We start from the raw sequence: 26,786 nt of genomic DNA, 5'->3' as shown, positions 1-26,786 counted from the left end.
TCTCCTCGTCAGTGGCGCCCCTCGCGGTGCGGGCACCGGGCAGCAGGGGCGTCAGATCTTGGTGGGGAATTCCGGGGAGACCCGGGGTCGCCTGGATGGCGACCCCTGAGGTCACGCCTCGGAAGGTGTCTCGGCCGGAGCCTCGGGCTGCGCTTCGGCAGCCTCGTCCGCGGCCTCGGCGTCGGGGGTGGAACCCTGACGCCCCGCCTTGCGGGCGGCCTGGGCCTCGCGGGCCTCGGCCATGGCTTCGGTCTTCTTCTTGTGCGGGCCCAGAACCATGATCATGTTCCGGCCGTCCTGCTTCGGGTTGGACTCGATGAAGCCGAGTTCCTCCACGTCCGAAGCCAGACGCTGGAGCAGTCGGAAGCCCAGCTCCGGGCGGGACTGCTCACGACCACGGAACATGATCGTGATCTTGACCTTGTCGCCCTGCTTGAGGAACCGGACGACGTGACCCTTCTTGGTGTCATAGTCGTGCGGGTCGATCTTCGGCCGGAGCTTCATCTCCTTGATGACCGTGTGCGCCTGGTTCTTGCGCGCCTCACGGGCCTTCATGGCCGACTCGTACTTGAACTTCCCGTAGTCCATGAGCTTGCACACGGGCGGACGGGCGGTCGCCGCCACCTCGACCAGGTCGAGGTCGTACTCCTGTGCGAGTTCCAGGGCCTTGGCAAGCGGAACAATCCCGACCTGCTCGCCGCTGGGACCGACAAGTCGCACCTCGGGAACGCGAATCCGGTCGTTGATGCGGGGCTCGGCGCTGATGGATCCTCCTCGGTAGCACCACGCGGCCGCCTGGCGGACAGCCACGTAACGTCTGTTTCGTGAGACCAACCGCACCAGTGCAATAAAAATGCCCCGGACGGGACACAGGCGGGGCTCCTGGAACAACCGGAACCACCGCGGTCAACCGCGGGGCACATCGGGCGGTCTCCATCGTCCGTACGGAACGATGGCCACCGCCTGACCGGATGACCCGCCGCCCTTGGAGAGCAGCCAGGTGGGAGATCGGAGCCTCCACTTGTGGGCCGGGCACATAGCTGCCCAGCCGGTCGTTACACAAGGTTAGCAGCTCCCCCGGGCGGGCGCTAACCGGCCCGCGACCGGCGCTCCCGCGGGCGGGGCGGCATCGGCGTGGGCCTATCGTATGGCGCATGAGTGACGCGACCCCCACCAGTGATTCCCCCGGCTTCGACGACATGGCCCGCGACATCGCGGAGGTGCCCGCGGTCGAGGTGATCGTGACGGTCGCGGTCAATCTGATGAGCGCCGCCGCCGTGAAGCTCGGGCTGACCGAGGACGGCGAGGAGCACAAGGACCTCGACGAGGCCCGCAAGCTGGTGCACGCGCTGGCCGGCCTGCTGGACGCCAGCACGACGGAGATCAGCTCCTTCCACGCGGCCCCGCTGCGGGACGGCCTGAAGTCGCTCCAGCTCGCGTTCCGCGAGGCTTCGCTCGTACCGGACGAGCCCGGCCACGGCCCCGGCGAGAAGTACACCGGTCCCGTCTTCGGCTGATCCGGCACCCTGCTTCCCCGGGTACGACCGAGCCCCCTGTCCGCCTCGGACAGGGGGCTCGGTCGTGCGCTCAGCGCGCGAACAGGGGCTCGCCCGGCGCGGCGGCGTCGGCCGGCAGCAGTGCCAGGTCGAGTCCGCTCACCAGCCGGGCGCGCAGGACCTCGTCGGCCGCCAGCAGCTCCGCGACCCGGCGGGCCGCTTCGGCGGGCCGGGCGCCGGGCGCCAGGACGAGCGCGAGCGTGCCGTCGGCCCGGCCGGGGCCGAGGTGGGCCCGGACCACCGCGGGCTCGGCGGCGACCGCGTTCCGCACCGCGGAGACGACGGCGGGGTCGTCCAGCGGACCGGCTCCGGACCGGCCCTCGGCGAGGGCGAGCAGGGCCGGGCCGGTCAGCTCGAAGGCGACCGGGCCCGCGAGATCGAGGACGACCGTGTCCGCCTTCTCGTGCGCGGCGGCCTGCAACGCCTGGTGAAGCGGTACGGCGACGGGGCGGGCCTGCGGGTCCCAGAGGGCCAGCGAGGCGGTCGAGGTGAAGGCGGGCAGGGCGCGTCGGCCGCCGGCCTGGAGGGTCGGTACGGCCATGTCGCTCGTCTTCTCCCGGCGCAGTCCGTTCTCGTCCTCCTCCACCTCCCCCAGCACCGCGACGACCGGGACCAGGAGCCGGGTGCCCCTGAGGGCTTCGAGTACCGGGCCGACCGCCGCGCGGTCCTGGGCCCAGGCGGCCAGCGCCTCGGTGAGTGCCGGGTCGGCCGTGCCGTCGTCGTCGGAGTATCCGGGGTCCGGAATGTTCTTCTGCGCCACAGGGCGAGCGTAGTGCCTGGGCTTTCGCGCCCCACCGACAGGTCGGCGCCTGCCGGTCCCGTGGCCGGGGCACCCGGCGCGGCCCGTGGCGCTCGGCATCCGCGGCCCGTTCCGGACGGAGGGGCCGGGGGTCGCGCGGGGCGCAGGACCGTGCCTCAGCCGCGCTCGGCGGCCGGACGCGAACCGTCGTCCCGGACGAAGAGGTCAGGGATCGCACGGCGCACAGGACCATGCCTCAGCCGCGCTCGGCGGCCGGACGCGAACCGTCGTCCCGGACGAAGAGACCAGGAATCGCACGGCACAAAGGACCAAGCCTCAGCACCGCGCCACGACCGCACCACGAAGCGTCCCCGACGAAGAGACCAGGAGCCGCACGGCACACAGGGCCGTGCCTCAGCCGCGCGCGGCGGCCGGGCCGCGGCCCCTGCCTCGCCAGAGCGCCACGGCCAGGGCCAGCAGCAGCGCGCCGAGACCGCCCGCGCCGACGGCGAGCCAGGTCGCGGGGCTGCCCTCGTCGTTCCCGGGGCCGGGGCCCGGACCGAAGTACCGCTTGCGGTAGCCCGATGCGGCGGACTCGGCGCGCAGGTCGGCCGGGCGGAGCGCGGACCCGACCTCGATCGCGGCGGCGGGGTCGACGATGCCGTAGCCCCGGGAGTCGTCGCGGCCGGACGAGGGGGCGCTGCGGGCCGTGTCCGTGAGGAGCTTCTTGATCTGGGCGGGCGTCAGCCCCGGGTGTGCGGCGCGGACCAGCGCGACCGCGCCCGAGACGAAGGCGGAGGCGGCGGAGGTGCCCCATTCCACGTAGTACTGGTGGTCGGGGGCGGCGACGACGATGTCGACCCCGGGGGCGCTGACGGTGGCGTACCAGCGGCGGGTGGAGAACGCGGCGTGGGTGCCGTACCGGTCGACGGCCGCGACCGCTATCACGCCGGGGTAGGCGGCGGGGTACGAGATGTGGTCGCCCTTCTCGCCGCCGTTGCCCGCGGAGGCCACGACGACGGCGCCCTTCTTCAGCGCGTACTGGATGGCGGCGTCCTCGCCCGGCTCGGGGTGGGCGGACTTGCTGTCGTCGCCGAGCGAGAGGTTGATGACGTCGGCGCCGTGGTCGGCGGCCCAGCGGATGCCGTCGGCGAGGGCGGTGCCCCGTGATTCCCGGGCCTTGGCGCGGGCCGGGTCGGAGGCTTCGAGGATCACCCGGACCGGGAGGATCTTCGCCTCGGGCGCGATGCCGAGCACCCCGTCGTCGCGCCCGGTTCCATGGCCGTGACCGGCGATGATGCCCGCCATCGCGGTCCCGTGCCGGGCCCAGGAGCGGTCGCCCCGGCCGGCGCCGAAACCGATCATGTCCTTGCCGGGCAGGACCTGCCCGGCGAGGTCGGGGAGGCTGCCGTCGACCCCGGTGTCGACGACGGCGACGGTGATCCCCCGGCCCTTGGTGGTGCGCCACGCCTGCTCGGTGTGGAGCGCCTGGAGGCCCCACTGCTGGTCCCGGATGGCGTCGGCGCGGGCCGGGGCCGCGGGCAGGAGCGCGAACGCGGTGGCGGCGCAGACCGCGCCCAGGGCGCGGCGGCGGCTGCGGCTGCGGCTCATCGCGGCTTTTCCGTGAGGTCGGTGACGGTCCGGCGCAGGCCGCGTTCGATCCGGTCGGCCAGTCCTGCGGCCTCGTGGCCGAGCCCGGCCTGGGCGGCGGCCGTCGTGGCTCCCGGGGCCACGGCCCGGGCGGCGGGCTGCGGGTCGGTGACGGTGCGCCCGTCGGCGAAGCCGGACACGGCGAACACCACGACGGGCACCTCGGTCAGCACATGGACCGTCCAGCTGGCCCGCTGCCGGTCGCCGAATCCGGCGGCGACCGTTCCCTCGACGGGGTAGGTGCGGGGCATCAGGTCGGTACGCCGGCCGAGGTCCTGGGTGGTGAAGCGGGTGCTCAGCGCCTTCATCGCCGCCGCGTCGCCCTCGGTGAAGATCACGCCGACCGTGGTGACGCTGCTGCTGGTGGCGTCGGTATAGGTGGCGCGGAGCAGGCGCTCGCAGCCGACCGGGCCGAGGGTCCTGGCGAGCAGCGGGTCCAGGGCCGACCGGCAGCCGCCGTCCGGGGCGACGGCGATCCGGGTCCAGACCCGGTCGGCACCGCCGGGCCCCGCTCCGTCGCCCTTCAGCGTGCGGGGGAAGAGAGTGTCCACGGGGACGCTGTGCCAGGCGGAGCGGCCCACGGTGTAGGCGCTGCGGGCGGACGCGTCGGCCGAGGAGTCGCTGGTGAGCCAGGCACCGGTGGCCGCGCCGCCGATCAGTCCGAGTCCGAGCACGACGCAGACCGCGGCGCCCGCGGTCCTGGCGGGGTGCCGGGTACGGATCGGACGCAGCCGGGTGGTGGTCTCGGCGGGCGTCTCGGGAGGGACACCGAAATACGGCTGGGGCGGCCGGTACGCGTACGGGACGGGGGCCGGGCCGGCCGGGGGCGGTGGCACCGCTCCGGGGCGCGGGGTGAGGTCCACGGCGCCGACGGGCCGCCGCCGGGTCGCCGCGGGCGGCTGTTCCGGCCGCGGCGGGACGACGGCGGGCGCTTCGGGTGCGGGCGGTGCGGGCACGGGGGCCGGGGGCACGGGCCGGAGCCGGGCCGTGGTCTCCTCGGGCGGCACGTCCGCCGGGGGCGGTGGTGCGTCCGGGGCCGCCGGGGCGGGGGCGCCGTCGTCCGTCGCCGCCGGGTCCGGCGCCGGGGGCGGGGTCGTGGGGCGGGGCGGGACGGGAGCGCGCTGCGCCTCGGTACTCATCCGCCCCCCTGGTCCCATTCCGTACCGTGCGCGGATCGACGTCACAGGCAGGCCCGTTGGTTGCCGCGTGCCGTCACTCTACGGGGTGGAACGGCCCCTGCGGGAGCGGGCGGCCCGGCCCCGGACGATCTGCGCGGATCATCCCCCTACCCAGCGGTACGGACGTCTGGCAAGCTGCGGCCATGACTGCCCGTGCCGCTGACCGGACCCGTTACAACCGGGCCACTGCCCATCTGGACGCCCCGATCGCCGTCGTCGATCTCGACGCCTTCGACGCCAATGCCGACGACCTGGTCCGCCGGGCGGCCGGGAAACCGATCCGGGTGGCGAGCAAGTCGGTGCGCTGCCGGGCCCTGCTGGAGCGTGTGCTCGCGCGGCCCGGATTCGCCGGGATCATGTCGTTCACGCTGGCGGAGTCGCTGTGGCTGGCGCGGGCCGGGTTCGAGGACGTGCTGCTGGCGTATCCGTCGGCCGACCGGGCCGCCTTCGCGGAGCTGGCCGCCGATCCGAAGCTGGCCGCCGCGGTGACGGTGATGGTCGACGACCACGCGCAGCTGGAGCTGATCGACGCGGCGCGGGCGGGCGGCCGCGAGGAGATCCGGGTCTGTCTGGAGCTGGACACCTCGCTGAGGCTGCTCGGGGGCCGGGTCCGGGTGGGCGCGCTGCGCTCGCCGCTGCGCTCCCCCGCCCAACTGGCCGAGCTGGCACGCTCGGTGGCCCGGCGGCCGGGTTTCCGGCTGGTGGGGCTGATGGCGTACGAGGGGCACATCGCCGGTGTCGGGGACGCGGTCGCGGGGCGGCCGTTGCGCTCCCGGGCGATCCGGCTGATGCAGACCGCGGGCCGCAGGGAACTGGCCGTCCGGCGGGCCGAGGTGGTGCGCGCGGTACGGGCGGTGGCGCCAGGCCTGGAGTTCGTGAACGGCGGCGGCACGGGCAGCGTGCAGCACACGGCGGCCGAGCGCGCGGTGACCGAGATCGCGGCCGGGTCGGGGCTCTACGTGCCGAGGCTCTTCGACAACTACACGTCGTTCACGGCGCGTCCGGCGGCGCTGTTCGCCCAGCCCGTGGTGCGCCGTCCGGGCGTGGGCGTGGTGACGGTCCTCGGCGGCGGCTATCCGGCGTCCGGTCCCGCGGGTCCGGACCGACTGCCCGTCCCGTATCTGCCGGAGGGGCTGCGCTACGACCCGCAGGAGGGGCCGGGCGAGGTGCAGACCCCGTTGCTCGGTGCCCCGGCCGACGATCTGCTGATCGGTGACAAGGTGTGGTTCCGGCACGCGAAGGCCGGGGAACTGTGCGAGCGCTTCGACGCGTTGCAGCTGATCGAGGGCGACCGGGTGACCGCGACCGTGCCGACGTACCGGGGCGAGGGCCGTACGTTCCTGTGAGCCGGGCGGCTCGGGTCAGGGGGCGAGGGAGCTGCCCGCGCCTCCGCTCGCCGCGCTGTCGCCGATCGGCCGGATTCCCTTGGTGAGGGTGTCCATCAGCGAGAGCGGCGGCCCGCCGGGGCCCGCGTCGAAGGCGTAGCGCACGATGATCAGGGACTCGCTGCCGACCGTGGACGGGAAGACGAGCGACTGGACGTAACCGCCGGGCCCCTTGCCGGTGTTGACGCGCCAGCGCACCTGGTACCCGGCCCGTCCGGCGACGCTCACGGGCGCGGAGTCGAGCTGGTCGTGGGAGGTGATGCCGCCGTGGATCCGGTTGCCGACGATGTTCTTCTCGTAGGCGCGGTCGGCGGCGGCGGTGATGTCCTGCCGGGCGAGCTGCTCGGCGGAGGTGGTGCCGGTGGCGTTGGCGGTGCGGCTGGTCACCGTGCCGTGGTAGCAGAAGCTGGAGGAGCTGCCGGGGCACTCGTAGGGTTCGACGGTACGGATGGTGGGGACCGGTTCGACGGTCCTGCCGGGCTTCTCCCAGCCGTCGGGGACCGGCAGGGTGATGCCGTTGAGCTGGTCGACGAGGACCTTCGGGTCGTCCCCGCCCGGTGAGCCGTCCGGCGAGGGGGTGGCGGTCGCGGTGGCGGGCGGCGCTGCGGATCCGCTCGGTCCGGACTCGGGCCGCGTCCCGTCGTCGTCCCTGCCCAGCAGAACGGCTCCGGTGACGGCGGCACCGACCACGATCAGTCCGGCCACGGCGACCGCGACGGTCCGGGTGCCGCTCCGGGCCGTGGTGGCGGGTGCGGCGGAGGCCGGCTCGGGCACCCGGGGGATCGTGGCGGCCGGGCGGGTGTGGGCGGTCCACGCCGTCCCGTCCCACCAGCGGTCGGTGCCCGGTATCGCGGCGTCCGGGTACCAGCCGGGCGGTGTCGCGTTGCTCATCCGCACACTCTAGGGTCCGGTCGGCGGAAGAGGCGGAAGAGAACGGAACGTCCGGCGGCGGGTGGCCGGGGCGCGGGCCCCGGGCGTGTGCGTCATGCGTCGCGGCACACGGGACCGACCGCTTCGGCCGGGCCGTGGGCACGGGGGCGACGGCAACGCGTGAGGGGCGTGCTGCGGCCCCGCGGCGCCGCGAGGCCCGGTCTTCGAAGTGCCGTCGTCCGGCCGGAGGCCGGGCCGTGCGGTGCCCGGTGCGTGCGAGCGCAAGGCGCGGGACCGTCCCCGTACCGGGTCCACGGGGACGGTCCCGACCACGCGGCGCGCGTGCGCACCGGACACCGCACGGCAGGCGGCCGTCCGAGGACAGGTCATGGGCCCGCCGCAGGACGCTCTAAGGTGTGACGGTCAACCATTGCCGGTCGACCACTGATCCGATGGTCGGCCGAGTGACCGGGAGGGGAGCGGGGCGTGGCAGGGGAGAGCGAGTTCATCGACCGCCTGATGCCCGTGCTGCGGCCGGTCCGGGCGGGGAACGGCTTCGAGGAGGCGCTGGAGCAGATCCTCCAGGTCATCCGGCTCGGGCTGGTGCCGGGCGGCGGGCGGCTGCCGGCCGAGCGCGATCTGGCCGAGCTGCTGGGGATCAGCCGGGTCACCCTGCGCGAGGTGCTGAAGGTGTTGCAGGACCAGGGCCTGGTGGAGAGCAGGCGCGGCCGGTACGGCGGCACCTTCGTGCTGCTGCGCACCGAGAGCCCCGGCGAGGACGAGCTGCGCCGCAGGATCGCGTCCGTCGACATCGAGGACGTGCTGCGCTTCCGCGAGGTGCTGGAGGCCGGGGCGGCCGAGCTGTGCGCGGCGCGGGGGCTCGACGGCGAGGGCGCGGACCGGCTGCGCGCGGCCCTGACGGCGACGCACGAGGCGCCGCTCCAGGACTACCGCAGACGCGACACGCTGTTCCATCTGACCCTGGCCGAGCTCTCCGGGTCCGCGTCGCTGACCACGCAGTACGCGGCCGTCCGGGCCGGACTGAACGACCTGCTGGACTGCATACCGCTGCTCGTGCGGAACCTGGAGCATTCGCAGCACCAGCACACCAGCCTCGTCGAGGCGGTCCTCGACGGGGACGGGGAGGCCGCGCGCGCGGTGATGCGCGAGCACTGCGCGGGGACGGCCGCGCTGCTGCGCGGCTTCCTGACCTGAGCCCGGAACACTCGAAGCGGCCGGGCCCTCGGTACACGGACGGCCGGGCCCGGAGGGCACGGACAGGCAGGCCAGGAGCACACGGACCAGCCGGGCCCTCGGTACACGGACGGCCGGAGTCCGGAGCACACGGACGGCCGGAGTCCGGAGCACACGGACGGCCGAGCCAGGAGCACACGAGGGGCCGGGCCCGGAGCGGCCGGATGGCTCAAAGGTCTGATCCGTCACCATTGGCGCCTTCTGTCCGAAAGGCGGCCTCACGCGGCGTCGAGCCCGCCCGGATCCCCCGCGGCGAGCAGCTTCCGCCAGCGGCTGAACGCCTCCGCCGCGGCGACGGCCACGGCGGGCGCCGCGAACGGGGCCGGGGTCGGGGCGGGGCCCAGCTCATCGACCGCCGCCAGGACCCGCTCCAGCTCCGCGGGGTCCCAGGGGACGCGGGGTTGGCGGCCGTCGATGTCCTGGAACACGAGCGCGACCACCGTGCCGTCGTCGTACGAACCGAGCAGGGCGGGCACGGGGGCGCCGGGCGGCAGCGCGGCGGTGTGCCCGGCCTCGGCGCGGTGCAGATCGGGGCTGTGCGGATCGGGGCTGTGCGGATTGGTCGCGGCGCTCACGGCCTTGACGAAGGCACGCCGCCCGTCCGCGAGCCGGACGCGGGCGGCGACCCCCGGCGAGAACCCGCCGTCCTGGCCGCGCGCCTCGACGACGCGGGCGCCGGGGATGTCCTCGACGGCGCTCCGGACGCGAGCGGGCAGGTCGGCCCAGTACCGACGGACGCCCATGGCGGGTGGGGCGATCACATCCGTCCGCGCATCCTTCACCACGGGGCAGCCGTCCACCAGCGGGTTCAGCGGGGCGTACGGGATTTCACGGATGTGCCCGGCCGTCCCGCGCGGTCAGGGAGAGCAGGTCGCGGGCCGGGCCCGTCGGGCGGTGTCCGGCGGGCCAGACCGCGCGCAGCTGGCGGCGCAGGCGCACTCCGGCGACCGGGACCTTGACCAGGCGGCGCGAGGACAGCTCCTCGCCGAGTGCCAGTTCGCTCAGGACGCACGGCCCTGCTCCGCTCTCCGCCGCCCCCTTCACCGCGGTCGTGGAGGAGAGTTCGAGCAGCGGCCGGGCGAGGCCGCCGTGCACGGCGAGGGCCGCGTCCAGGACCTGGCGGGTGCCGGAGCCGTGTTCGCGCAGGATCAGCGGGGTCGCGGCCAGTTCCTGCGGGGTGAGCGGGGTGGGGCGGTGGGCCCAGGCGTGCGACGGGGCGACCACGACGACCAGCCGGTCGTGGGCGATGACCGTGCCGTCGAGCCCTTCCGGTACCGACAGGCCCTCCACGAATCCCAGATCGGCGTCGCCCGCGAGCAGCCGGCCCGCGACCGCCGCCGAGTTCCCGGCGCGCAGCGAGACCGCCGTGTCGGGCCGTTCGGCGCGCAGCGCTATCAGCCAGCCGGGCAGCAGGTACTCGGCGATGGTCATGGAGGCGGCGACCCGCAGTCTGGAGTCCCGCCGGTCGCGCAGCGCCTGCGCGCCCGCGTCGAAGGACTCGGCCGCCTCGACGATCCTGCGCGCCCAGTCGGTGACCAGCGCGCCCGCGTCGGTGAGCCGGGAGCCGCGCGGGGAGCGGTCCAGCAGGGCCACGCCGAGCTGCCGCTCCATGGACCGGATGCGGCTGCTGGCGGCGGGCTGGGTGACGCCGACGTCCCGGGCGGCGCGTCCCAGGCTGCCGTGCCGGGCGACGGCGAGCAGGAGTTCCAGCGCCCCGAGGTCGGGGACCCGGTGGGAGAGGGGGACATGCGCTTCGCCGGCCATAAAGCCACCTTATGACCTCATAGATACGGGATCCCTGGTGGGGGTCGGACCCCTTCGGGAAAATCGTGGCATGGCCATCTTTCCGCAGGCGCAGCAGACACAGCAGGCGCAGCAGTCCCCCGTTCCGATCCCGGCCGCCGAGCGGCTGCCGTCGCTGCGGCACATCGGCCCCAACTGGTACGCGACCGTCATGGGCACCGCGATCGTGGCGAGCGCGGGTGTCGCGCTGCCCGTGCACGTCCCGGGTCTGCGGGCGGCCTGCACGGTGGTGTGGGCGCTCGCGGCCCTCGCGCTCGCCGCGGTGCTGGTGGCCCGTACCGGACACTGGATCGCCCATCGCGACCAGGCCCGCGGCCATCTGCTCGATCCGGCCGTGGCCCCGTTCTACGGCTGCCTGTCGATGGCTCTGCTGGCCGTCGGCGGCTCGTCGATGGTGGTCGGCAAGGACGTCGTCGGGCACGGGGCCGCCCTCGCGATGGACGTGGTGCTGTACACGGCGGGCACGCTGATCGGGCTGGCCGCCGCGGTCGCGATCCCGTATCTGATGGTCGTACGCCACCGGATCGAGCCCGGCAACGCGTCGCCGGTGTGGCTGCTGCCGGTGGTGGCCCCGATGGTCTCCGCGGCCCTCGGCCCGCTGCTGGTGCCGGAGCTGCCGGCCGGTCAGTGGCGGGAAGCGATGCTGCTGGCCTGCTACGCGATGTTCGGGCTGAGCCTGCTGGCCACGCTGGTGATGCTGCCGCTGATCTTCGCCCGGCTCGTCCACCGGGGGCCGCTGCCGCTCGCCCTGACGCCCACGCTCTTCCTGGTCCTGGGCCCGCTGGGGCAGTCGACGACCGCGGTCAACCAGCTCGCCGATGTGGCGCCGGGTGCGATCAGGGCGCCGTACGCCTCGGGGTTCGGGGTGTTCGCCGTGCTGTACGGGGTGCCGGTGATGGGTTTCGCGCTGCTGTGGCTGGCGCTGGCCGTCGCGCTGGTGGTGCGGGCGGCACGGAACGGGATGACCTTCGGCATGACGTGGTGGGGGTTCACCTTCCCCGTCGGTACGTGTGTCACGGGCGCCGCGGGGCTGGCCCGGCACACCGGTCTCACGGCGTACACCTGGCTGGCCGTCGCGCTGTACGTCCTGCTGGTGGCGGCGTGGGCGGTGGCCGGGGCACGGACGCTGCGCGGGCTGTTCAGCGGAGCGCTGCTCGCAGCGCCGCAGGCGCCCGCACCAGTGACGGTCCGTACCACGTGAGGTACCGCCCGTCGACGAGCCTGGCGGGCAGGGCCGGGAAGGCCTCGGGTCCGTCGTCGGCGGTGAAGCGGTAGGGCTCGTCGGGCAGCACCACCAGATCGGCGCCCGCCGCGTTCAGCGCGTCGAGCGGGATGCGGGGATAGCGCTCGGCGTGATGCGCGTGGACGTTCTCGACGCCGAGCCGGGCCAGCAGGTCCCCGGCGAAGGTGTCACGGCCCAGCACCATCCAGGGCCTGCGCCAGACCGGCACGATCGCGCGGCGCGGCCCGGAGGGCGGCGGCAGGGCGTCCCAGGCCGCCTCGGCCTCGTCCAGCCAGCGCGGCCGGGCCGCCCCGCAGGCGGTGACCAGGAGCCTGTCCAGCTCCGCGAAGGCCTGGTCGAGGGTGCGGACCGTGGTGACGAGCACCTCGGTCCCGGCGGCCCGGAGCGCCGCGAGGTCCGCCTCGCGGTTCTCCTCCTCGTTGGCGACGACGAGATCGGGCCGGAGCGCGAGGACCGCGGCCACATCGGGATTCTTGGTGCCGCCGATCCGGGCCGCGGTCAGTCCGGCCGGACGGGTGCACCAGTCGGTGGCCCCGACCAGCAGACCCGGCGCGGTGACGGCGACGGCCTCGGTGAGCGAGGGGACCAGGGAGACGACTCGCACGACGGCCCCCCTCAGCGGCGCGGGTCGTAGGTGGCGTCGATGTGCTCGGCGACCGCGACGACCAGCAGCCGCGTACCGGGCACGGTGGCCCGCCAGCGGTGGCGCACCCCGCCGGAGAGGAAGAGGGTGTCGCCCTGCTCCAGCCGGTACGCCTGCCCCTCGGCCTCCACCTCGGCGGCGCCCTGCGCCACGTACATCACCTCGTCGTTGCGGTGCTGGAACTCGCGGCCGAGGTCGAGCTCCCCGGTGAACTCCAGGGCGCTGAGCTGATGGCGTCCGCGTACCACCCTGCGTACCCCGTCGCCCTCGCCCGCGCGGACGACGTCGACGGCGCGGGCGGAGTCCGCGGCGGCGCGCAGCCGGGCCGTGGTGGTCTCCAGGGCCTCGGCGACCCGGTCCAGGGACCGGGCGCTGGGCCGGGCCCGCTCGTTCTCGATCTGGCTGAGGAACGGCACGGACAGACCGCTGCGGCCGGCGACCGCGGCCAGCGTGAGCCCCAGGCTCCTGCGTCTGCGGCGGACCGCGGCGCCCACGCGGAGTGCTTCCTTCTCGTCCATGTCCGGCTCCCTCCCGACTCGCCATCCTCCCGGCTGCCGGCACATTACGCATGCGGTTGCGCAAGGTCGGCCGGGCGGTGGAGGTCCGGAGACCCGGAAAGGGCGGGCCCGCCGTCGGCGGTACCCACCCTTTCCGGTGTTGCGGGGCCTGCGGGAGCCCTACTGCGGAGCCATCTTGTCCGCGATGCCCGGGTTCTTCTCCATCCAGGCCTTCACGGCCTCTTCCTCGTGTCCCGTGCCGCGCTTCTGGATCTGGTTCTCCAGGCCGGCGAGCTGGTCCTCGCTCAGCTTGAAGTCCTTGAACCACTTGGTCAGCCGCGGGTAGTTCTTCGGGAAGTCCTTGGACGCGATGGTGTGCAGCCGGTCGCCGTCGCCGAAGGCCTTCTCCGGGTCCGCCAGCTTCGTCATGCCGTACTCGCTGTACGCCCAGTGCGGGGTCCACAGGAGCACCGCGATGGGCTCCTTCTTGGCGTACGCGCGCTTCAGCTCGGCGAGCATGCCGGGCGTCGAGGAGTCGAGAACCTTGTACTCCTTGTCCAGGCCGTAGGTCGGCAGGACGTTCTTCTTGAGGTTCTCCATCGTGGCGGTGCCCGGCTCGATGCCGACGATCCGGCCCTTGAACCGCGCGCCCTTGCCCTTGAGGTCGGCGAGGGACTTGACGTCCTTCACGTAGGAGGGCACCGCGACCTCGATCGACGTCGGACCGTACCAGGAGCCGAGGTCGCTCAGCTGCGAGCCGTACTTCGTCCAGTAGTTCTTCTGGGTGTAGGGCAGCCAGCCGTCGAACTGCACGTCGATCTGGCCGCGCGACATCGCGGTGTACATCGGACCGACCTCGAACTGCTTGAGGTTGATCTTGTAGCCGCGCTCCTCCAGGACCGCCTTCCACAGGTACGTGGCGGCGATGTCCTCCTCCCAGGGGAACCAGGCCATCTCGACGGCGCGGTCGCGCTCGTCCTTGCCGTTGGCGCCCTTGGCCGTGCCGGCCCCGGTGACCGGGGTCCACTTGTCGGCGGCGTCCGGGTTGGCCTTCAGCCAGGTGCGGACCGCCTCCTGCTCCTTGCCGGAGCCGGACTTCTGGATCTGCGCCTCAAGACTGGTGAGCTGGTCCTCGCTCATCTTGAAGTTCTTGAGCCAGCTGCCGACCTCGGGGTTGTCGGCGGAGAAGCCCTTGCGGGCCAGGGTGTGGATGCCGTCGCCCTTGCCCCAGAGGTTCTTGGGGTCCTTGAGCTTGGTCAGCTCGAACTGGTTGTAGGCCCAGTGCGGCGACCAGAGCGGAACGACGATCGGTTCCTTCTTGGCGTACGCGCGCTTCAGCTCCGCCAGCATCGAGGGCGTGGAGCCGTCGACGACCTTGTACTCCTTGTCCAGGCCGTAACCGGGAAGGATCTTGTCCTTGAGCAGGCCGCTCTCGCCCGCGCTCGGCTCGATGCCGACGATCCTGCCCTTGAATTGCGCGCCCTTGCCCTTGAGGTCCTCCAGCGACCGGACGTCCTTCATGTACGAGGGAACGGCCAGCTCCAGCGAGGTCGGGCCGTACCAGGAGCCCATGTCCTCAAGCTTGTCCTTGTACTTCTTCCAGTAGCTGGCGTGGGTGACCGGGAGCCAGGAGTCGGTCTCGAAGTCGATCTGCCCGTTGGCCATACCGGTGTAGAGCGCGCCGGCCTCGTACTGCTTGACGTCGACCTCGAAGCCGCGCCGTTCCAGCATCTCCTTCCAGAGGAAGGTGGAGGCGATGCCCTCGTCCCACGGGATGTAGCCCATGCTGATCTTCTTGCCCGCGCCGATGTCCTTCTGGCCGGCGGTGTCCTTCTTCCCGTCCGAGCCGGAGGAGCCGAAGATCCCCAGGGCGCCCGCGACGAGCGCGAGGATCACGACGCCGGAGACGGCGACGACGGGCTGCGGGCGGTGGTTCCAGATCTTGAGTCCGCCGGCCATCGCCTGCGCCCTGGCGAGGGCGCGGCGGGCGAGCGGGGAGACCTCGCGGCCGAGCGCGCCGGTCATCCGGTCCAGGTACATCGCCACGATGACGATGGAGATGCCCGCCTCGAAGCCGAGGCCGACGTCCACGTTGCCGATGGCGCGGTAGACGGCGCCGCCGAGGCCGCCGCCGCCGACCATGCCGGCGATGACCACCATGGACAGGCCCAGCATGATGACCTGGTTGATGCCCGCCATGATCGTGGGCAGCGCGAGGGGCAGCTGGACCCGCAGCAGGGTGTTGCGCTTGGTGGTGCCGAAGGCCTCGGCCGCCTCGACGAGCTCGCCGTCGACCTGGCGGATGCCGAGTTCGGTCATCCGGACGCCCGGAGGCAGCGAGAAGATGATGGTGGCGATGATGCCGGGCACCACGCCGACGCCGAAGAAGATGACGCCGGGGATCAGATAGACCATGGCGGGCATGGTCTGCATGAAGTCCAGGACCGGCCGGGTCACCGCGCTGACGGTCTTGGAGCGGGAGGCCCAGATCCCCAGCGGTACGGCCAGCACCAACGCGATGATGGTGGCGACGAGCACCAGGGTGAGGGTGTCCATCGCCTCGTCCCACAGCTCGACGGAGTCGATGACGGCGAAGCCGACGAAGGCGAGCACACCGGCGAGCAGACCGCGCAGCCACCAGGCGATGACCGCGACGATGCCCGCGAAGAGCAGCGGGGCGGGGGCGGAGAGTACGGCGGCTATGCCGTCGAACATGTTGCTGACGATGGAGCTGATCGCGTCGAAGAGCCAGGCCAGATGGGTCTGGAGCCAGTCGACGGCGGAGTCGACCCAGTCGCCGAGAGGGAGCCTAAACACTGGCCACCTTCTTCGTGCCGGTGGTGCCGGTCGTGCCGGTGCGGACGTCCTTCGGGGCCTCGGCGGGGGTCATCGGTTCGCCGAGGACGGCGAGCAGCCGGGCGCGCGGTACGACACCGACGAGCTTGTCCTCGTCATCGGTCACGGCGACCGCGACCCCGCTCTGCGAGCAGGGCGTGAACAGCTCGATGATCGGCGTGGACTCGGTGACGGTGGCCGGGGCGGCCGCGAGCACGTCGGCGGCGGTGCGCAGTTCCTTGCCGTCGTCCGTGCTGGTGCCCATGACGGTGTGCGGCTCGGCCATGATGGCGCCGGCGGTCAGCACCCGGGTCCGGTCGACGTCCTGAGTGAAGGAGGCGACGTAGTCGTTGGCCGGGGTGACGAGGATGTCCTCGGCGGTGCCGAGCTGGACGATCCGCCCGTCGCGCATGACGGCGATGCGGTCGCCGAGGCGCATGGCCTCGTTGAGGTCGTGGGTGATGAAGACGATGGTCTTCTTCAGCCGCTTCTGCAGTTCGAGCAGCTGGTCCTGCATGTCGCGGCGGATCAGCGGGTCGAGGGCGCTGAAGGACTCGTCCATCAGCAGCAGGTCGGCGTCGGTGGCCAGGGCGCGGGCCAGGCCGACGCGCTGCTGCATGCCGCCGGAGAGCTCGTCGGGCCAGGACTTCTCCCAGCCGGCCAGGCCGGTCAGCTCCAGCGCCTCGGCGGCGCGCTGCTCGCGCTCGGCGCGCGGCACGCCCTGGACCTCCAGGCCGTATCCGGCGTTCTCCAGCACGCTGCGGTGCGGAAAGAGAGCGAAGTGCTGGAACACCATGCTGATCTTGGAGGACCGGACGTGGCGCAGTTCGGCGGGGCTCAGGGCGGTCAGGTCCTGGCCGTCGAACAGCACGCGTCCGGCCGTGGGCTCCAGGAGGCCGTTGAGCATGCGCAGCAACGTCGACTTCCCGGACCCGGACAGACCCATCACGACGAAGATCTGTCCCGGTTCCACGGTGAACGAGGCGTCGATCACCGCTGCGGTCGTTCCGTCGGCCCGCAGCTCGTCGCGGTCGGCGCCGCCTTCGAGCTTCTGCACGGCTTGATCGGGTCGTCTGCCGAACACTTTGTACAAGCGTTCAGCTTGCAGCCTTGACACATACACCTCGCGGGTTGAACCGAAAACGGTCTGCCACCCCCTCCGGCAGACCGTGGAGCGGCGCGGATTCGGTCCGCATGGCACGTGCACTGGTTGAAACCGGTACGTGATCCGCTCCGGCTGCGCGCCTGCCCTCACTTACAGAACCCAAACACAAGAGTGATCCAGGTCACATATGAACGGGGGGTTTCCGTCATCCGTCCCCCGCGTTTCCGTGTCCCTGACAGCCCGTGGCCGGGAGGAGCGGCGCGCGCGAGGGGCGGAGCGCGCGACGCCGGTGCGCGCGGCGGCCGGGTGTCCGAGGCGTGCGGCATCATCGGGGGGTGACGCGACGCCTGATGCTCCTCGACACCGCCTCCCTCTACTACCGCGCCTACTTCGGGGTCCCCGACTCGGTGCGCGCCCCGGACGGCACCCCGGTCAACGCCGTGCGCGGGCTGCTCGATTTCATCGGGCGCCTGGTCCAGGACCACCGCCCCGACGACCTGGTCGCCTGCATGGACGCGGACTGGCGGCCCCACTGGCGGGTCGAGCTGATTCCGTCGTACAAGGCGCACCGGGTCGCGGTGGAGACCGCCGAGGGGCTGCCCGACGAGGAGGAGACCCCGGACACCCTGGCCCCGCAGGTGCCGGTCATCAAGGACGTGCTCGACGCGCTCGGTATCGCCCGGGTCGGCGTCGCGGGCTACGAGGCGGACGACGTGATCGGCACCCTCGCCGGCCGGGCGACCGGCCCCGTGGACATCGTGACCGGCGACCGCGATCTCTACCAGCTGGTCGACGACGCGCGCGGGGTGCGGGTGCTCTACCCGCTGAAGGGCGTCGGCTCGCTCCAGCTGACGGACGAGGCGTGGCTGCGCGAGAAGTACGGGGTGGACGGCCCCGGCTACGTCGATCTGGCCCTGCTGCGCGGCGACCCGAGCGACGGACTGCCCGGCGTCCCCGGGATCGGCGAGAAGACCGCGGCGAAACTGCTGGCCGACTTCGGCGACCTGGCCGGGATCATGGCCGCCGTCGACGACCCGGGGGCCGCGCTGACGCCCGCCCGGCGCAAGCGGCTCGACGAGGCGCGGGCCTATGTGGCCGTCGCACCGAAGGTGGTCCGGGTCGCCGATGACGTGCCCCTGCCGGACTTCGACCCCGCGCTGCCCGCGGGACCGCGCGATCCGGCCGCCCTCGAAGCCCTCGCGAAGCGGTGGGGGCTGGGCGGTGCCCTCCAGCGCCTGCTCTCCACTCTCCAGGGATGAGGTGCTAGCTTAGGTAAGCCTAAGCAATCGAATCAGGGAGAACCTCGTGGCAGAACGACCGGAGCGGCAGGCACCCCGGGCACAGGGGGCCGAGGTGGTGCGCACCGAGCAGATCACCCCGCACATGGTGCGTGTGGTGCTCGGCGGCGAGGGCCTCGCCGACTTCGGGCTCTCCGGATACACCGATCACTACGTCAAGCTCTGCTTCGCCCCCGAGGGAGCCGACTACGCGCACCCCTTCGACATGGCGCGCATCCGCGAGGAGCAGCCCCGGGAGCTGTGGCCCACGACCCGTACGTACACGGTGCGTTCCTGGGATCCGGTCGCCCGTGAGCTGGCGATCGACTTCGTGGTCCACGGCGACGAGGGCCTCGCCGGGCCCTGGGCCGCTCGGGCGGTCCCGGGCGACCGGGTGACCTTCCTGGGGCCGGGCGGGGGTTACGGCCCGGACGCCTCGGCGGACTGGCACCTCCTGGTGGGGGACGAGAGCGCGCTGCCGGCCGTCGCGGCGGCCCTGGAGCAGATGCCGGCGGGCGCGGTGGTGCACGCGTTCGTCGAGGTGGCGGACGCCGCCGAGGAGCAGAAGATCATGACGCCCGACGGCGTCGAGGTGACCTGGCTGCACCGCGGCGAGCGCCCGGTCGGCGAGGCTCTGATCGCCGCCGTGAAGGAGCTGGAGTTCCCCTCGGGCGAGGTCCAGGCGTTCGTCCACGGCGAGGCGGGCTTCGTGAAGGAGATCCGCCGCCATCTGCGCCTGGACCGCGAGATCCCGCTCGACCGGCTCTCGATCTCCGGCTACTGGCGGCTCGGCCAGAACGACGACGCCTGGCGCTCGGTCAAGCGCGAGTGGAACGCACAGGTGGAACGCGAGCAGGAGAGCGCCGCGTAGCACCGGCCCGCCGCCCGACCCGGCGGAACGTGCCCCGGGGCGGGCCGCCGGGCAGCAGCGCGCCCACGCCCCCGGCCGCCGCGGCGACCGGGGTACGCCCGCGTCCGAAGGCGCCTGATCATCCGTCGCCGTCCGGCACCCCCCGCGCGCCTTCGCCGTCACCGGCGCCGCCCCCGGCGCCCCGACCGCCCGCCGCGTCGCCGTCGTACGCGCGCGCGGAGGTGTCCGCGTGCGCGAGCCGTCGCAGCGCGGCGAACATGGCCTCCCCCAGCACCGTGCCCACGACCACGCTCTCCACCAGGTCCTCGCGCGCCACCCGCCGCCCCACGTAGTCGAGGTCGGCCCGCGCGACCGGTTCGGCGGCCGCCGCATAGTCGTCGAGCAGTTCGACGAAGCTTCCGTGCCCGGCCCTTCGCAGCGCGACGATCACCTCGGCCAGGGACTCGCCCGCCGCACCGCGCGCCCCCACCCGCCAGCCGCGCCGCTCCACCAGCTCGGCCACCTCTTCACGGGCGTCCTCCAGCTCGTCCCCCGGCTCGACCCCGCGCAGCGGAGTCAGCCGCCGCGCCACGGCGGTCAGCACCTCGTGTACCGGCTGCTCGGCGTCCTCGACCACGCGCAGCACCTCGCCGATCGCGGCCAGCGGGAGCCCGCCCACCTCCAGCAGCGCGCGGATCAGCCGCAGCCTGCGTTCATGCCCGGAGCCGTAACTGGCCTGGTTCGGGCTGGTCAACTCCCCGGCAGGCAGCAGTCCTTCCCGTACGTAGAACTTGATCGTCGGGACCGGGACCCCGGACCTGCTGCTCAATTCGCCGATGCGCACCGCGCGTTCTTCCTTCCGCCTTGCCAACCCCCCGCCTCATCATAGATAGTTCCGCTATCGGATAGCGGAGAGTGCCGCTATCCATAATCACTCGGGGGGTCCTCATGCCTTCTTGGCGTTCCTGGCACCGGCCATTAGTCCTCTTCGCCGCGGTGATGGCCGTCATGACGGTCGTCTCGGCCATCGGTCTGATAGTCGACGACCGAGTCCTCACGGGCGCGGCAATATGGTTCAAACCGTTCAAATTCGCCATCTCGTTCGCGGTGTACGGGCTCGCCCTGGCCTGGATGCTGACGCTGGTCACCCGGGGACGGCGGACGGGCTGGTGGGCCGGGACCGTGGTCGCGCTCGGCGGTCTGATCGAGGTGGCGATCATCACCGGGCAGGTGATCCGCGGAAAGCGCAGCCACTTCAACCACGCCACCCCGTTCGACGAGGCGCTGTTCACCGCGATGGGCGCCACCGTGATCGTCCTGTGGGCCGGCACGCTGGTCATCGCGATCCTGCTGATGCGCGCCCGTATCGCCGACCGCGCCTCCGCCTGGGCGATCCGCTCGGGCGTGCTGCTCGCCCTGGTGGGCGCGGCCTTCGGGTTCCTGATGACCCGGCCCACCCCCGAGCAGCGGGCGGCCGGGAACCTGGACACCGCGGATGTGATCGGCGCGCACTCCGTGGGCGTACCCGACGGCGGTCCGTCGATGGCGCTGACCGGCTGGTCCACGACCGGCGGCGATCTGCGCATCCCGCACTTCGTCGGCATGCACGCGCTCCAGTTGCTGCCGCTCCTGCTGTTCGCGCTGGCCGCCCTGGCCCCGCGCTTCCCGCGGCTGCGCGACCCGCGGGTCCGGCTGCGTCTGATGGTGGTGGCCTCGGCGGCGTACGCGGGGGTCGTCGCGCTGCTCGCCTGGCAGGCGCTGCGCGGCCAGCCGCTGATCCACCCGGACGGTGCGACGCTCGGCGCCGCCGCCCTGATCGTGGTCGCGAGCACCGCCGCCACCTTCGGGGCGCTGCGGCCGACGGCTTCGGCGCCGCGGACCGGCTCGGACCACGACTCCGGATCGAGCGCCCGCTCCGGTCGTGCCGGGAAGGACCTCGTGTCATGACCGGTGCGCTCTTCGAGATCACGTTCGTCCTGGCGGCTCCCTTCTGGCTGTTGATGATCCTGGCGCCCGGCCGCCGCCTCACGGCGCGCGTCGCCGCCTCCCCGCTCACCGTCCTGCCGGTGCTGGCGCTCTACCTGGTCATGGCGGTGCCCGTCTTCCCGGAGCTCTGGGACGCGGTGCGCAGCCCCGACCTCGACGGCTTCCGCGAGCTGACGGCGCTGGCGAACGGCGCGGGGGCGATCTGGGCGCAGGTGATCGCCTGGGATCTGCTGCTGGGCCAGTGGATGTACCTGGAGGGGCGCCGACTGGGCATCTCCCCGCTGGTGATGGGGCCGTTGCTGGTGCTGACGATCCTGCTCTCGCCGTTCGGACTGCTGGTCTTCCTCGCACTGCGGGCGACGCGGAGGCCGCCGGCCCGGCCCGGGGATCGGGCCCCGGACCGGGCCGGCGGTGCGACACCGCCGTAGCCGCACCCGTCAGACGGACCTCTGGTACGAGCGGAACGTCCGGGTCGACAGCCCGACCGCCACCACCGCGAGGACCAGAAGCGCTCCCCCGCGACCGAGCACCAGCCCCGGGTCCGGGTCGCCGCCCAGCGCCGAACGGCCCGCCACCATCGCCCAGTCGACCGGGTTGAAGTCGGCGATGTGCCGCATCCAGGAAGGCATCTGGCCCGGGGCCATGAAGGAGGAGGAGAGGAAGGTCAGCGGCAGCAGCAGAAAGGTGTTGATGCCGATGATCGACTCGCGTCGGCGGACCAGCATGCCCAGCGCGTTGGAGAGCGCGCCGAAGACCGTGCCGAGCAGCACCGAGGCGACGACCAGGATCAGCAGCCCGCCCGCGCCGCCCGGGTAGGTGGCCCCGGCGGCGCGGCCGAGCAGCACGATGACGGCCGACTGCACCGCAGTGCCGATGCCGTTCTCCACCACATTGGCGTTCATCAACGCGCTGCGGCTGACCGGGGTCGTCAGGAAGCGGTTGAGGGTGCCCCGCTCGATCTCCTCCAGGGTGCCCATCCCGGCCCACATGCTCGATCCGAGCGCGCTCATCACCACGATGCCGGGGATCAGGTAGTCCAGATAGGACGTGGTGCCGAAGCCGCCGAGCTCGACGACCTTCTTGAAGAGGTTGCCGAACAGGAACAGCCAGATCACCGGCTGGACCAGGGAGATCGCCAGGAAGACCGGCTGCCGGACGATCGCCATGAGCCGGCGCCGGGTCAGGAACCAGGTCTGCGCGAGTACATGACCGTTCATCGGGCACCTCCGGCGGGGGCGAGGGCGGGGGTGTGCCGGGCGTCCGTGGCCTCGGCCTCGGCGAAGCGGCGTCCGGCGTAGCGCAGATAGACGTCGTCGAGGGAGGGGCGGGCCACGGTGGCGGCGGCGACCGCCGCCCCGGCCCGCTCCAGGGCGGTGAGCAGCAGGGGCACGGCCGCGGCGCCGTCCCCGGCGCGTACGCTCACCCGGCGGCCGTCGACCAGCACCTCGTGCACACCGGGCAGACCGGCGAGCGCGGCGTGGACGGTTCCGGTGTCGCCCTCGGCGCGCAGCTCCATGTGGACCGCGTCGCCCCGGAGTTCGCCCTTGAGTTCGTCGGGGGTGCCCTCGACGACGGTCCGGCCGCGGTCGACGATCGCGATGCGCTCGGCGAGCCGGTCGGCCTCCTCCAGGTAGTGCGTGGTCAGGACGATGGTCAGCCCGTCGTCGCCGGCCAGCCGGGCGATCTCGTCCCACATCGCCGTGCGGGCCTCGGGGTCGAGCCCGGTGGTGGGTTCGTCGAGGAAGAGCACCTCGGGCCGGTGGACCAGGCCGAGCGCCACGTCGAGACGTCGCTGCATCCCGCCGGAGTACCCCTCGACCCGGCGGTCGCCCGCGTCGGAGAGATCGAAGCGGTCCAGCAGCTCGTCGGCGCGGTGCCGGACGTCCGCGCCCCGCATTCCGTACAGCCTGCCCTGGAGCAGGAGGTTCTCCCGGCCGGTGGCGACCGGGTCGGCGCCGGACTTCTGGGCGACGACGCCGATGGCGCGACGGACCCGGTCGGGGTGGCGCAGCACATCGTGTCCGGCGACGGCCGCGGTACCGGAGTCGGGGCGGGCCAGGGTGGTGAGGATCTTGACGGTGGTGGACTTTCCGGCGCCGTTGGGGCCGAGCAGTCCGAAGACCGTGCCGGCTTCGACGGTGAGGGCCATGCCCGCCAGGGCGGTGACATCACCGGGATAGGTCTTGATCAGGTCTCGCGCCACGACTGCGGGCGCACGGGTGCTCATGACAGAGCTCTCCTGTGGTCGGCGGGGTGCTCGGGTGCACCGAGCACTCGGGCATGCCGAGCCGATCCGCGTGAAGAGCGCCGGGCTATCCTTGGTGTGCCGCACCTCGATCGCCCGGTTCGCCTCCACGGCGTGACCGGTTCGGGGTTGGAGACCCTGGCCGTCGCTGCTCCAACAGCTCCGGCCGGGGTCTTTCCCTGTCTGGGTTCGTGTGGTTTCCGGTTCGAATACAAGGCCTAGGGTCGGCGCGTCCCCGGGCCGTGCCCGTCCGCCTGGGGGGCGGGCCGTTCCGGGTCCAGGACGATGTCCTGTTCGTCCAGATCCTTCCAGTTCTGCGGGATCTCACCGGTCTCGTGGAAGGACTTCCACTCCTCGGTTCCGCTGATGGTCCCGTCGGTGAGTTCGGTATGGAACTTCCTGATCCACTCCAGCTGCGCGTCGATCATGTGCAGCTGGTACTCGGTCTCGATGATGAAGACGCGGGGCAGCTTCTCCCCCAGTCGGCCGAGGACGCCCCGCACCGCCGCCGCCTGGATCGCCAGCGCCGAGCTCCGGGTCTCCATCAGCCCCGCCACCTCCTGCGGCGGCAGCGCCGGCAGCAGTGACAACGCCGTCTCGAACACCGGGTACTCGGCGACCGGGACGGCGAGCAGATCGGAGAGCCAGTCCAGCATCTCCGCCTGCCCGGCCTCGGTGATGCCGTAGAGCGTGCGCTCGGGGCGGTTGCCCTGCCGCTGGACACCGGCCACCTCCACGTAACCGTGCTTCTCCAGGTTCTGGACGACGGTGTAGAGGGAGCCGAAATTGATCTTGACGCTGTGTTCCTTGCCGCGCCGCCGGAGCGTCTGGGCGATCTCGTAGGGATGCATGGAGCGTTCGGCGAGCAGCACCATGACCGTCAGCGCCAGCGGATTGCCGAGCTTGCGCCGCTTGGCCACCGGCACCACCACCCTCTACCTCGTCATCGAATACTCGTGGGCGAACATATCGCGTTCACCAGGACGCGTCAACCACGATGTATCGCGAATTCCGGGCGACATGGCAGGATGCCGCGGACCGGCCGATACATACGGAACGTTACGTACCGATCACAGCGAGGAAGGCGGACCGGGTGAAGGAAGCCGACGCGCAGGGCCATGGAACCTCCCGGGGCGGGGAAGGACGCCGGGCCCGCACCGCGCTCGCCGCGCTCGCCGGGCTGATCGCCGGGTTCTGCGCCCTCGCCGCGGCCCAGCTGGTCGCGGCCCTCGTCCGCCCCGAGGCGGGGCCCGTCGCGGCCGTGGGCGAGGCCGTCATCGACCGCTCTCCCCCGGCCCTGAAGGAGTTCGCCGTACGGCACTTCGGCACCGGCGACAAGCTGGTGCTGCAACTGGGCATCGTGGTGGTGCTGGCACTCTTCGCCCTGGCGGTCGGGGTGCTGGCGCTGCACCGCCGGCGGACGGGGTCGGCAGCCGTCCTGGTCTTCGGAGCGATCGGGGCGGTGGCCGCGGTGGGACGGCCCGGGGGCGTGCCGGCCGACGCGCTGCCGTCGGTGGTGGGCGCCGCGGCGGGTGCCGGGGTGCTCCTCCTGCTGGCCGGGCGGCTCGCGACGGCTCCGCCTCCGCCGCCCGGGGCCGGTGCGGCGTACGGCGCCTTCGACCGCCGCGGCTTCGTCGTCACGGCGGCCGTGGCGACGGCGGCCGCGGCCGGTGCGGGACTCCTGGGGCGGCGGCTCACCTCGTCCGTCCAGGCCGGGGCCACCGCCTCACGCCAGAACCTCGTCCTGCCCGCGCCCGACTCCGCCGCCCGCGCGGTTGCGCCCGGCACCGATCTGCGGATCCCCGGCCTGAGCCCCTTCTTCACCCCTGACCAGGACTTCTACCGGGTGGACACGGCCCTGGTCGTGCCCCGGATCGACGCGACCGGCTGGCGGCTGCGGATCCACGGCACGGGCGTCTCCCGGCCTCTCACGGTCGGGCTCGACGACCTGCTGCGCCGGGAGACCGTCGAGCGGGACATCACGCTGGCCTGCGTCTCCAACGAGGTGGGCGGCCCCTATGTCGGCAACGCGCGCTGGCTCGGGGTGCGCCTTGCCGATCTGCTGCGGGATGCCGGGGTGCGGCCGCCCTCGGCGGGCGGGCCCGCCGATCAGCTCGTGGCACGGTCCGTCGACGGCATGACGACCGGCACGCCGGTCGAGGCGGTCATGGACGGGCGCGACGCGATGCTCGCCTTCGGCATGAACGGGCAGCCGCTGCCCTTCGCCCACGGCTTCCCGGTCCGGATGGTCGTGCCCGGCCTGTACGGATACGTGTCGGCCTGCAAGTGGATCGAGGAGATCGAGCTGACGACCTTCGCCGCGTACGACGCCTACTGGGTCAGGCGCAGCTGGGCGCAGCAGGCACCGGTCAAGACCGAGTCCCGGATCGACACCCCCCGCGCCTCCGCGTCCCCGAAGCCCGGCACCGTGCCGGTGGCCGGGGTCGCCTGGGCACAGCACCGCGGCATCGCACGGGTGGAGGTCCGGGTGGACGGCGGTCCGTGGCACCGGGCCCGGCTGGCGGCCCAGGACAGCCGGGACACCTGGCGCCAGTGGGTCTGGGAGTGGCGTGCCACCCCGGGCCGCCACACCCTCGAAGTCCGCGCGACCGACGGCACCGGCGCCACCCAGACCGGGCGGCGGACCGACACCGTCCCCGACGGGGCGACCGGCTGGCACTCGGTGGCGGTCGATGTCTCCTGAACGGGGTCCCGCGCGGCCGTACCGCGTACGCGAAGGCCCCGTCCGCGAAGGTCACGTCCGCGAAGGCCCCGTCCCCGAAGGGCGCGTCCGCTCGCGACGGACGACCGGCCGCCGGACGGTTCGCCCAGGCGTCCGCGCGAGCCCGGCGGATTTTCACAGGCCCCAAATCTACACATAAGAGTGATATAAGCGCAGAATGGCATAGCAGGCCGTTTTCGCCGGAAGGGACGTTCCGGTCTGTACGAGCGAAGGAGACGAACTCATGTCAAACCTCTCGCACACCGGCCGTGACATGGCCAGTCACCCCGATGTATCCGAAATGCGTGATCGCTATGACCGCATGCTCGGTGGCCGCGATGTGGCCCTGGTGGACGCACCGGTGTTCCTTGTCGGTCTCTACTGCGCCATCTCGCCGTGGGTGCTGCACTTCACGACGAGCCAGCCCGCCCTCACGACGCACAACCTGATCATGGGTATCGCGATCGCCGCGCTGGGCCTCGGATTCACCGTCATGCCCGAGCGCATGTACGGCCTGAGCTGGGCCATCTGCGCCATGGGCGCCTGGACCATCGTCGCGACGTGGGTCGTCGGCAGCAGCCCCGGCCTCGGCATCGTCCTCAACAACATCATCGTCGGCGGGCTGACCGTGCTGCTCGGGCTGGTCTGCGTCGGCGCGTCCATGAAGACCGGCAAGCGCCCGGTCTGAGAAAGGCACCGCGCGCAGGGCTGCGCGAGGAAGCGCCCGGCCGGTCCGTGGAGCGGACCGGCCGGGCGCCGGTGTGCACCGGGGGCGCCGGTGCCGCCCGGCGGAGACCCTGCCGGTGCCGCCCGGCGGAGACCCTGCCGGTCCCGCCCGGAGGAGACCCCGGTGCGCCCGGCAGGACACCGGCACGGACCGGCCGGGCGCACCCGGCGCGGCCGCTGCCGGGGGGCCCCGGGGGGGAGAGCGCGGGGGGCGCCGGGACA

General features: G+C 72.9%; 25 protein-coding genes. 10 read left to right on the top strand and 15 right to left on the bottom strand.

What is annotated here, in order from left to right; all coding sequences use genetic code 11:
- Window positions 1-111: 111 nt before the first annotated feature.
- Window positions 112-810 carry a translation initiation factor IF-3 gene (infC, locus tag ACFVFH_RS18590; protein ID WP_266421725.1) on the bottom strand — a complete coding sequence of 233 codons (699 nt, stop codon included), beginning with the start codon at window positions 808-810 and terminating at the stop codon, window positions 112-114.
- A 344-nt stretch (window positions 811-1,154) separates the two neighbouring features.
- Here infC and ACFVFH_RS18585 point away from each other — a divergent pair, with 344 nt between their 5' ends.
- Window positions 1,155-1,517, top strand: a complete 363-nt coding sequence (locus ACFVFH_RS18585; protein WP_383769570.1) for a DUF1844 domain-containing protein — start codon at window positions 1,155-1,157, stop codon at window positions 1,515-1,517.
- A 70-nt stretch (window positions 1,518-1,587) separates the two neighbouring features.
- On the opposite strand, the gene ACFVFH_RS18580 is transcribed toward ACFVFH_RS18585, so the two are convergent.
- From ACFVFH_RS18580 to ACFVFH_RS18570, 3 genes are all read right to left on the bottom strand, one after another.
- Window positions 1,588-2,316: an SseB family protein gene (locus tag ACFVFH_RS18580; RefSeq protein ID WP_383769568.1), complete on the bottom strand. Its 729-nt coding sequence runs from the start codon at window positions 2,314-2,316 to the stop codon at window positions 1,588-1,590.
- A gap of 393 nt (window positions 2,317-2,709) precedes the next feature.
- The gene (mycP, locus tag ACFVFH_RS18575; protein WP_383769566.1) at window positions 2,710-3,906 is read right to left on the bottom strand and encodes a type VII secretion-associated serine protease mycosin; all 1,197 of its coding nucleotides are present in this window, start codon (window positions 3,904-3,906) and stop codon (window positions 2,710-2,712) included.
- Window positions 3,903-4,808: a hypothetical protein gene (locus tag ACFVFH_RS18570; protein ID WP_383769943.1), complete on the bottom strand. Its 906-nt coding sequence runs from the start codon at window positions 4,806-4,808 to the stop codon at window positions 3,903-3,905. The genes mycP and ACFVFH_RS18570 overlap by 4 nt, the downstream gene beginning before the upstream one ends.
- Window positions 4,809-5,266: 458 nt before the next feature.
- On the opposite strand from ACFVFH_RS18570, the gene ACFVFH_RS18565 reads away from it, so the two are divergent.
- On the top strand, window positions 5,267-6,469 hold the full coding sequence (locus ACFVFH_RS18565) for an amino acid deaminase/aldolase (RefSeq protein ID WP_383769563.1): 1,203 nt from the start codon (window positions 5,267-5,269) through the stop codon (window positions 6,467-6,469).
- A 15-nt stretch (window positions 6,470-6,484) separates the two neighbouring features.
- On the opposite strand, the gene ACFVFH_RS18560 is transcribed toward ACFVFH_RS18565, so the two are convergent.
- The gene (locus ACFVFH_RS18560; RefSeq protein WP_383769560.1) at window positions 6,485-7,399 is read right to left on the bottom strand and encodes a DUF2510 domain-containing protein; all 915 of its coding nucleotides are present in this window, start codon (window positions 7,397-7,399) and stop codon (window positions 6,485-6,487) included.
- Between the two features lie 498 nt (window positions 7,400-7,897).
- Between ACFVFH_RS18560 and ACFVFH_RS18555 the strand changes: the two genes are divergently transcribed.
- Entirely contained in the window at window positions 7,898-8,593 is a 696-nt protein-coding gene (locus tag ACFVFH_RS18555) for a FadR/GntR family transcriptional regulator (RefSeq protein WP_093541616.1), read from the top strand.
- 257 nt (window positions 8,594-8,850) lie between these two features.
- On the opposite strand, the gene ACFVFH_RS18550 is transcribed toward ACFVFH_RS18555, so the two are convergent.
- Both ACFVFH_RS18550 and ACFVFH_RS18545 read right to left on the bottom strand, forming a co-directional pair.
- The gene (locus ACFVFH_RS18550; RefSeq protein ID WP_383769557.1) at window positions 8,851-9,393 is read right to left on the bottom strand and encodes a hypothetical protein; all 543 of its coding nucleotides are present in this window, start codon (window positions 9,391-9,393) and stop codon (window positions 8,851-8,853) included.
- Window positions 9,394-9,460: 67 nt separating this feature from the next.
- Window positions 9,461-10,396 (bottom strand): LysR family transcriptional regulator, encoded by a 936-nt coding sequence (locus ACFVFH_RS18545; RefSeq protein ID WP_383769554.1) that lies wholly within the window; start codon window positions 10,394-10,396, stop codon window positions 9,461-9,463.
- A gap of 70 nt (window positions 10,397-10,466) precedes the next feature.
- On the opposite strand from ACFVFH_RS18545, the gene ACFVFH_RS18540 reads away from it, so the two are divergent.
- Window positions 10,467-11,636 carry a TDT family transporter gene (locus ACFVFH_RS18540; RefSeq protein ID WP_383769551.1) on the top strand — a complete coding sequence of 390 codons (1,170 nt, stop codon included), beginning with the start codon at window positions 10,467-10,469 and terminating at the stop codon, window positions 11,634-11,636.
- Here the strand turns inward: ACFVFH_RS18540 and ACFVFH_RS18535 are convergent.
- The 4 genes from ACFVFH_RS18535 to ACFVFH_RS18520 all read right to left on the bottom strand — a co-directional run bounded on the left by ACFVFH_RS18535 (window position 11,575) and on the right by ACFVFH_RS18520 (window position 16,710).
- Window positions 11,575-12,282 carry a helical backbone metal receptor gene (locus ACFVFH_RS18535; RefSeq protein WP_383769548.1) on the bottom strand — a complete coding sequence of 236 codons (708 nt, stop codon included), beginning with the start codon at window positions 12,280-12,282 and terminating at the stop codon, window positions 11,575-11,577. The genes ACFVFH_RS18540 and ACFVFH_RS18535 overlap by 62 nt on opposite strands.
- An 11-nt stretch (window positions 12,283-12,293) precedes the next feature.
- Entirely contained in the window at window positions 12,294-12,839 is a 546-nt protein-coding gene (locus ACFVFH_RS18530) for a helix-turn-helix domain-containing protein (RefSeq protein WP_383769545.1), read from the bottom strand.
- A gap of 159 nt (window positions 12,840-12,998) precedes the next feature.
- Window positions 12,999-15,635: an ABC transporter permease/substrate binding protein gene (locus tag ACFVFH_RS18525; RefSeq protein WP_383769541.1), complete on the bottom strand. Its 2,637-nt coding sequence runs from the start codon at window positions 15,633-15,635 to the stop codon at window positions 12,999-13,001.
- Window positions 15,628-16,710: a glycine betaine/L-proline ABC transporter ATP-binding protein gene (locus ACFVFH_RS18520; protein ID WP_383769538.1), complete on the bottom strand. Its 1,083-nt coding sequence runs from the start codon at window positions 16,708-16,710 to the stop codon at window positions 15,628-15,630. Before ACFVFH_RS18520 ends, ACFVFH_RS18525 begins: the two co-directional genes overlap by 8 nt.
- Before the next feature lie 398 nt (window positions 16,711-17,108).
- On the opposite strand from ACFVFH_RS18520, the gene ACFVFH_RS18515 reads away from it, so the two are divergent.
- Both ACFVFH_RS18515 and ACFVFH_RS18510 read left to right on the top strand, forming a co-directional pair.
- A complete protein-coding gene (locus ACFVFH_RS18515; RefSeq protein ID WP_383769940.1) occupies window positions 17,109-18,017 on the top strand; it encodes a 5'-3' exonuclease H3TH domain-containing protein in 909 nt (302 codons plus the stop codon).
- A 46-nt stretch (window positions 18,018-18,063) separates the two neighbouring features.
- A complete protein-coding gene (locus ACFVFH_RS18510) occupies window positions 18,064-18,906 on the top strand; it encodes a siderophore-interacting protein (protein ID WP_383769535.1) in 843 nt (280 codons plus the stop codon).
- 118 nt (window positions 18,907-19,024) lie between these two features.
- Here the strand turns inward: ACFVFH_RS18510 and ACFVFH_RS18505 are convergent, their stop codons facing one another.
- Window positions 19,025-19,729 (bottom strand): MerR family transcriptional regulator, encoded by a 705-nt coding sequence (locus tag ACFVFH_RS18505; RefSeq protein ID WP_383769532.1) that lies wholly within the window; start codon window positions 19,727-19,729, stop codon window positions 19,025-19,027.
- Window positions 19,730-19,833: 104 nt separating this feature from the next.
- On the opposite strand from ACFVFH_RS18505, the gene ACFVFH_RS18500 reads away from it, so the two are divergent.
- Both ACFVFH_RS18500 and ACFVFH_RS18495 read left to right on the top strand, forming a co-directional pair.
- A complete protein-coding gene (locus ACFVFH_RS18500; RefSeq protein ID WP_383769529.1) occupies window positions 19,834-20,832 on the top strand; it encodes a hypothetical protein in 999 nt (332 codons plus the stop codon).
- Window positions 20,829-21,299, top strand: coding sequence for an ABA4-like family protein (locus ACFVFH_RS18495; protein ID WP_383769527.1), 471 nt, complete (start codon window positions 20,829-20,831; stop codon window positions 21,297-21,299). Before ACFVFH_RS18500 ends, ACFVFH_RS18495 begins: the two co-directional genes overlap by 4 nt.
- Window positions 21,300-21,308: 9 nt before the next feature.
- Here ACFVFH_RS18495 and ACFVFH_RS18490 read toward each other — a convergent pair whose 3' ends face one another.
- The 3 genes from ACFVFH_RS18490 to ACFVFH_RS18480 form a co-directional block, all read right to left on the bottom strand.
- A complete protein-coding gene (locus tag ACFVFH_RS18490) occupies window positions 21,309-22,088 on the bottom strand; it encodes an ABC transporter permease (protein WP_383769524.1) in 780 nt (259 codons plus the stop codon).
- Window positions 22,085-23,098 (bottom strand): ATP-binding cassette domain-containing protein, encoded by a 1,014-nt coding sequence (locus tag ACFVFH_RS18485; protein ID WP_383769522.1) that lies wholly within the window; start codon window positions 23,096-23,098, stop codon window positions 22,085-22,087. Before ACFVFH_RS18485 ends, ACFVFH_RS18490 begins: the two co-directional genes overlap by 4 nt.
- 236 nt (window positions 23,099-23,334) lie before the next feature.
- The gene (locus tag ACFVFH_RS18480) at window positions 23,335-24,036 is read right to left on the bottom strand and encodes a PadR family transcriptional regulator (protein WP_383769937.1); all 702 of its coding nucleotides are present in this window, start codon (window positions 24,034-24,036) and stop codon (window positions 23,335-23,337) included.
- A 173-nt stretch (window positions 24,037-24,209) separates the two neighbouring features.
- Between ACFVFH_RS18480 and ACFVFH_RS18475 the strand changes: the two genes are divergently transcribed.
- Entirely contained in the window at window positions 24,210-25,820 is a 1,611-nt protein-coding gene (locus tag ACFVFH_RS18475) for a molybdopterin-dependent oxidoreductase (protein ID WP_383769519.1), read from the top strand.
- 262 nt (window positions 25,821-26,082) lie between these two features.
- On the top strand, window positions 26,083-26,526 hold the full coding sequence (locus tag ACFVFH_RS18470) for an SPW repeat protein (RefSeq protein WP_383769517.1): 444 nt from the start codon (window positions 26,083-26,085) through the stop codon (window positions 26,524-26,526).
- The last annotated feature ends 260 nt before the right edge of the window (window positions 26,527-26,786 follow it).

Source organism: Streptomyces sp. NPDC057697 (assembly GCF_042799335.1).
In the GTDB taxonomy this organism is placed as follows: Bacteria; Actinomycetota; Actinomycetes; order Streptomycetales; family Streptomycetaceae; genus Streptomyces.
This window is presented reverse-complemented; position numbering and strand designations above follow the sequence as displayed.